The following is a 6,000-nucleotide window of genomic DNA, read 5'->3' on the forward strand; positions in this document are numbered from 1 at the left end:
CGAAAGTCAAGTGTTTTTAGCATTTCCAGAGTCCATGAAGATTGCAGTATGCGTATACTTCTTCTACATATTCTCCATCACAGAGGCAGAAATCCGCAATAGGTTCCTGTCCTGGAATTAGCTGTTTTCTATAAATACCCTGATTTGTATTTAGTGTAATCCATTCAATGAAATGATTATCAAGCATTGGATGTTTTATTTCACCGACCACAACATGTACATGCTGTTTGTCCACTGTATATACAGGTACATGCTTCTCAACAGCAGCATCTGTCACTCCAGCTTTTAACTCATGCATAGCCTCTCCGCAACACATTACTGGTACGCCTTGATCCTTTAACATTTCAATAATGTTTCCACAATGATTGCATACATAATATTTTACTTCCATCTTTTTTATCTTCCTATGTTTAAAATTTAAAATCCAATTGTTTCTATAACTTTCTTCAAAGCATCCGTCGATTCTTAAACTTTAATGCTTCTTTACCAACCGATGCAGAACCAACAAAGCCACAGCCTATCATTACTGCTTTTTTTAATAATCACTTTCTTCTTTGTAATAATCTCCTTCTCTTTAATAGTTCTCTTCACGTATTTCGAAATAACTCTGTGGATGGTTACATACTGGACATATCTCAGGTGCCTTTGTTCCTACCACAACATGTCCACAGTTACGGCATTCCCATACCTTAACTTCACTCTTTTCAAACACCTGTGCAGTTTCAATATTCTTAAGAAGTGCACGATATCTCTCTTCGTGGTGCATCTCAATCTGTTTATTGTCAATAGATAATAGTAATAATTACTATTATTATAATAATCAATATTACTGATTACCTTTTATTTAAAATAATCATTCAATCATCATTTTTTCCGTTCAAAAACATATTCTGCATCTGATGATAAATCAGAGCGGAATGAATAGCCTAGTCTATCAAATTTCTTAATATCCTCAGGATTTTCAATTCTGTTTTCAGCCATGAACCTAACCATTTCACCACGGGCCATCTTAGCATATGTACCTTTTGTCACCAGTTTATCTCCTGATAACTCACAAAATGTAATCGTAATGTATCTATCCTGTCGTGTCAGATATTTTTCTATGCACTTAGAGTATTCTTTCGATGCCAGATTGATTATAATCCTGCTGTTATCAATCACTGAGCGGTATAATAAATCTCCCCAGTACTCATACAGATTTTTTGTTTCTCCTATTCCAACCTTCGCCTGCATTTCCAAACGATAAGGTGTCACACCATCCCTTGGTTTTAGCACACCATAAAATGCAGATATTATTCTCAAATGATTTTGTACATACTCGAATTGACTGTCCTCAAACACGGATGGAGCCATATATTGAAAAGCAATTCCTTCATATGATAAGACAGCTGGGGTAAGTAAATGATAAAGATCCATGTTTTCCAATCTATTGAAGTTCTGTTCTGTAATTTTGTCATTACATTTCCAGATAGTCTTCAGTTCTTCTTTTGACTTACTTTTCAACCAACTTTGTATCTCTGTCGTCTTTTCAATAAATTCAGGCAATCCATCCGGCGCTATGCTGTCAGTATCTGTAATCATCTTTTTAGCAGGGGATAATATTATCTTCATTAATCTAATTCCTTGAGCATATTTTCAGGATCATCTGCAGCCTTGACTTTATCATTTGCCTTTATAATAATCCCCTGTTCATCAATAAGATATGTGGTTCTTACTACTCCCATAGAGACTTTGCCATAATTTTTCTTTTCTTTCCATACATCATATGCTTCAATAACTTTCCGCTCTGGATCTGCTAAAAGTGTAAATGTCAATCCATATTTTTCCTCAAATCTCTTATGAGAGGATACAGAATCCTTACTGACTCCAAGAATAACTGCTCCTTTTTCGGTAAACTGAGGGTATCGCTCAGAAAACCCACATGCCTGTTTCGTGCATCCCGCTGTATTATCCTTGGGATAGAAATATAAAATCACTTTTTTTCCTGTATAATCCGATAATCTATGTATTTTCCCATTTTGATCTGGCAACTCAAAATCCGGTGCCTTAACCCCTACTTCCAACATTATTTATCCCTCCCTTTCTGTATCTTTCTCTTTATTCGCCTTTTTCTTCCTATTCCCGGTAATCATTTTATGACCTGTATATATCGCCATTACCATACATAACATAGAACTTAAAGCAAAGTATTTGTGACTTGATTTTTGCTTTTTATATCCAGTGTAAAAAGTCCCAAGCATTGTGATCAATGCTCCTACTGACCAATATTTATGTGCTTTCATGTAATTCCTCCATTTTTTCAGTGTATTCAATTCTAATTATACGCTACCATATTCCTATGTCAATTTGATAATAGAGCATTCCTATAAATTTTTTCAAAATATCATTGTCAAAACTATGTATTGTTATCCTTTAATTTTTCTTTGAAATAATTGACAAAAAGCTTGCTTTCAGGAGATTACTATTTAATCTCTTTTCCATCTATATATAGTTGAAATTTATCAGGATTATTGACAACATCATAGTCCTTTCCGTATTCTACAGGTCTATATTCGGCTGTCATTACCGATTCCCCGTCTTCAATATCCTCTTTCCATAAATAGATGTTCATATCAATGCTCGTCGCATATCCTCTGTCTGTGGAGAATTTTGTCGAATGAAAAGAGACTTTACAACTTAAAATTGGATAAAAAGGACAAAAAAAAGAAGAGCTGCTTGCTCTTCCCATATAGTAGTAGTAAAATAATATGTCATGCCAGCGCAATATATTACCTAGAATATCGCTATAACAGGAAAGGGGCTGCATTGTGACAGCCCCTAATTTACTTCATCACGTTGTCTACATTCTGAGTGAACTCGTTCCCTGGTTTATTTTAGCATCGGTCTGGATTTTGTTTCATAAAGATAAATTTTGCCACAGAGCGGTCGTATGTTTTAATGTGTCCAAACAGCCAGTCGATTACATTTTTCTGTACAAGTTCACTGAACCGATCTGTTGGTCCTTCATACTCCTGAAGGTATTCATACAGTTCTTGAATTGTCTTTTTAAACTCTTCATGTTTTTCATAATGTTTTTCACGCTCTGGATAACCGGATTTTTCCTGAAGCTTTTCCTCTTCTTTGAAATGAAAGTCAGTATATTCATCCAGATAATCCAGCATTTTGATTGCTTTTACTTTGCTGTCGCCATTTTGACAGGCAGTTACAAAGTTCTGGATACGGTCAATCAATTCTTTGTGCTGTGTATCGATTGTTTTATTTCCTGTTACTAAATTGTCATCAAAGGTAATGTTTAAATCGTAAGTCATAATTTGACCTCCATTTCTTTTATATGTTCTCTTAGGCTCTTTTAATGTCTGGCAGTTTCGTACCTGCATTTTCTGCTTAGTCTTCTACAGGAACGAAAACATCTTTTCCTAATCCGCAGATTGGGCATGTCCAGTCATCTGGAATATCCTCAAATGCAGTTTCTGGAGCGATACCGGCGTCTGGATCTCCTACTGCCGGATCATAAATATATCCACATGGTTCACATTCATATTTTTTCATAGTCATTTTCCATTTTCAATGTCGATTTATTTTTGTTACCAAGTTCCTAGCAATTTTTCTAACACTTTGTTTCTTGTATATCTGTATTATACATGATAATTATTCTTTTGTCAATAATAGTAATTATTATTATTTTTGCACTTAGCATAAACTGATATTTGAATTGCACATTTACATATTGTATATATCATGGGAATAGTTGAATAAAAAAATGAACTCTATTCATTAAAGACAGAGTTGCTGGAAATTATTTCTCTCCAACAACTTTCTTCGTCTTTAAGTCCTTGAAACACAATACTGTCCCATCAGATTCATCCAACTGTTATATTTATTCTTTTCACACACCTTTCGACAAATTTCATTTTCCATCAATACACAGAACATTTTATCATAATCAAATGCCCAAACAGCACCATTCACATGGTTTTCCACTGCTTTCTGATCTATGTACTTTAAACGTGTGACCATTTTTTCAATTTCTCCATTTCTCAAGTTACCGATATTTTTGCAGATAAACCGAAAGAAATTCAACGTTGCATATTCGTCATGCCAATGGAACTCTTCTGGATTGTTTTTAATTTTACTGGCTCGCTGCTGTTCTTTGATTATTTGATCAGCTACACCTTTCATCGAATCTTCGTATCTCATATTACTCACCTACTCTTCCTCAACGCCCAGTGACGGTTTAAATCTTTTATCCTTTGCCTGCGGTACCACGATCTCGTAAAAATAAAATCCTAAATATCCAAGTGCCTGCTTCTTCATTTTATAAAAAGAAGTCCTGCCTATTCCTAGCTCCTGCTGTACTTCCACATCTGTCTTATTATAATGACTGCAAAAACAGGAATGAAGGATTTCACTGAGCATCACACCATTCGGTGCATAGAACTTCACCAGTGTCATTCCACGATAGATCATATCAGACAAGCCATAAATGATCATCAGGTTATTCATTTCCCGGTGCATCTTTGGCACATTCAGCTGATTGTTATAAATGCTCAAATAACTCAATGCATATGCCATATCTTCATTGATTTTCTCCTGGCACTCCATATCCAGTTCTTCCAATACAACTGGTTTTCTAAAATCAGTTTCTGGTAGCTTGTCATCAGTTCTTTAATATCAGTATAATGTCTTAATCCTGTGCATGACTTGCCATATGGAAGGTAATTTCTTTCACTGATTTAATTGCATAATCTCTGTCTGTCATCAGTTTCAAAATCTCCTTATCATCATCACACTAACTGGCGGTCTTTCAGACCAGTTCGCTTTCCCCATGATTTTGATGGGAAGCAATTACTTACTACAACTTGCAGAAGCGGATATCCAAAAGGCATTGTGGGAGCTGCCTTTGCTGACCGAAATCCATCTTCTTATGTAAAACCTGCAGGAATATAAAGGGAAAGTGACTATCCCTGCCGATTAATAATCCAAATAATATCGTCTATACCAATCTCTCCTTATTTTTCAAAGCATCTGTAAAATCGTTTTCTATCATTTGGTTATAAAGTCTCTTCTGCGCCAGTTCATCTGTATAATACGCATAGTCATGATTATAATCTTCCATAACTGTTTCTGCCGCCATAGATGCATAATCATATATGGTAGCTATTGAAAGATTCTTATCTATATTTTTGTAAATACCATATTTAATCTTTATTCCTTTAATCGGAGCATTCTCTACAAACTCATTAATAACATTGTCCATTCTCCGATGATCCAGCTCACAATCATCACTTAATAAGCAGAGAAAAGATGCTTTTTCTTTTCTCACCGGTGCTGCTCAAGTTCATAATGCCTAACTCATCTAATCTTATATCTGAATCCTCACTTGCAAACGCAAACACTATTTTTTCGAATGTATCTGCATTTCCAATTCTTGCACATTTCATACGATAACGCAAAATATCATTACCATTTTTTATCCTGTAATGTATTGTGAACTGTGAGACCAGTTGCAGTTGTTTGCATATATTATTAAAATCCGTAGCAACCAGCATTTTATTTCTGTCTTCTTCAAATACATTGGTCTCTATATACTTTTGTATTACGGTTTCATATGTTTTCTTCTCGTTCATTAATTCATCTAACTCTGTGTTTTCATTTAGATGTCTATAAATCTGAATGTACTGATCTTGACGATTTACGCAATATATACTACTAAACTCATTCCCCAAAATGTTAATAATATCCGTAATCAGCATTTTTCCCCTTACTCTTCATTTACATATCATTTTATTGTAATCCCTTGATCTTTTTCAAAGATACTTTCGCTGTTGTTCCAAAGTTTCCATGTCTCTCTTTCTTTAAAATACAACGAAAAGTGAACTCTTATGTACTTGAAGAATCTGAAATACGATTCCTCCCTGTAAATATCAATCTGTTCCACAAAGCAAGTGACATGCTCCCACCACTTAAATCTTACGATTTTGAAGTGGGGGCTTCCTGCTC

General features: G+C 34.9%; 11 protein-coding genes and 2 pseudogenes. All 13 read right to left on the minus strand.

Annotated elements, in window-relative coordinates; genetic code table 11:
• Positions 1–16: 16 nt before the first annotated feature.
• Entirely contained in the window at positions 17–391 is a 375-nt protein-coding gene (locus tag NE671_RS14475) for a desulfoferrodoxin family protein (RefSeq protein ID WP_015524981.1), read from the minus strand.
• A 183-nt stretch (positions 392–574) separates the two neighbouring features.
• Positions 575–775, minus strand: a pseudogene (locus NE671_RS14480) (rubrerythrin family protein); the annotation flags it as partial.
• A gap of 89 nt (positions 776–864) precedes the next feature.
• The gene (gene yaaA, locus NE671_RS14485; protein ID WP_005421606.1) at positions 865–1,611 is read right to left on the minus strand and encodes a peroxide stress protein YaaA; all 747 of its coding nucleotides are present in this window, start codon (positions 1,609–1,611) and stop codon (positions 865–867) included.
• Positions 1,611–2,066, minus strand: coding sequence for a thioredoxin-dependent thiol peroxidase (bcp, locus tag NE671_RS14490; RefSeq protein ID WP_005421605.1), 456 nt, complete (start codon positions 2,064–2,066; stop codon positions 1,611–1,613). Before bcp ends, yaaA begins: the two co-directional genes overlap by 1 nt.
• A 3-nt stretch (positions 2,067–2,069) precedes the next feature.
• A complete protein-coding gene (locus NE671_RS14495; RefSeq protein WP_005421604.1) occupies positions 2,070–2,282 on the minus strand; it encodes a DUF6219 family protein in 213 nt (70 codons plus the stop codon).
• 179 nt (positions 2,283–2,461) lie between these two features.
• Positions 2,462–2,611, minus strand: a complete 150-nt coding sequence (locus NE671_RS14500) for a hypothetical protein (RefSeq protein WP_015524977.1) — start codon at positions 2,609–2,611, stop codon at positions 2,462–2,464.
• Positions 2,612–2,873: 262 nt separating this feature from the next.
• Positions 2,874–3,308 carry a bacteriohemerythrin gene (locus tag NE671_RS14505; protein ID WP_015524976.1) on the minus strand — a complete coding sequence of 145 codons (435 nt, stop codon included), beginning with the start codon at positions 3,306–3,308 and terminating at the stop codon, positions 2,874–2,876.
• A gap of 76 nt (positions 3,309–3,384) precedes the next feature.
• On the minus strand, positions 3,385–3,549 hold the full coding sequence (rd, locus tag NE671_RS14510; RefSeq protein ID WP_015524975.1) for a rubredoxin: 165 nt from the start codon (positions 3,547–3,549) through the stop codon (positions 3,385–3,387).
• 276 nt (positions 3,550–3,825) lie between these two features.
• On the minus strand, positions 3,826–4,197 hold the full coding sequence (locus NE671_RS14515) for a hypothetical protein (protein ID WP_059086885.1): 372 nt from the start codon (positions 4,195–4,197) through the stop codon (positions 3,826–3,828).
• A 9-nt stretch (positions 4,198–4,206) separates the two neighbouring features.
• A complete protein-coding gene (locus NE671_RS14520) occupies positions 4,207–4,602 on the minus strand; it encodes a hypothetical protein (RefSeq protein ID WP_015524973.1) in 396 nt (131 codons plus the stop codon).
• A 391-nt stretch (positions 4,603–4,993) separates the two neighbouring features.
• A complete protein-coding gene (locus NE671_RS14525) occupies positions 4,994–5,257 on the minus strand; it encodes a hypothetical protein (protein WP_015524971.1) in 264 nt (87 codons plus the stop codon).
• A gap of 25 nt (positions 5,258–5,282) precedes the next feature.
• Positions 5,283–5,753 (minus strand): hypothetical protein, encoded by a 471-nt coding sequence (locus NE671_RS14530; protein WP_015524970.1) that lies wholly within the window; start codon positions 5,751–5,753, stop codon positions 5,283–5,285.
• Positions 5,754–5,779: 26 nt separating this feature from the next.
• Positions 5,780–6,000: pseudogene (locus NE671_RS14535) on the minus strand (hypothetical protein); the annotation flags it as partial.

The sequence above is a fragment of the Blautia sp. DFI.9.10 genome (assembly GCF_024461705.1).
GTDB classification, from domain to species: Bacteria; Bacillota; Clostridia; order Lachnospirales; family Lachnospiraceae; genus Blautia_A; species Blautia_A fusiformis.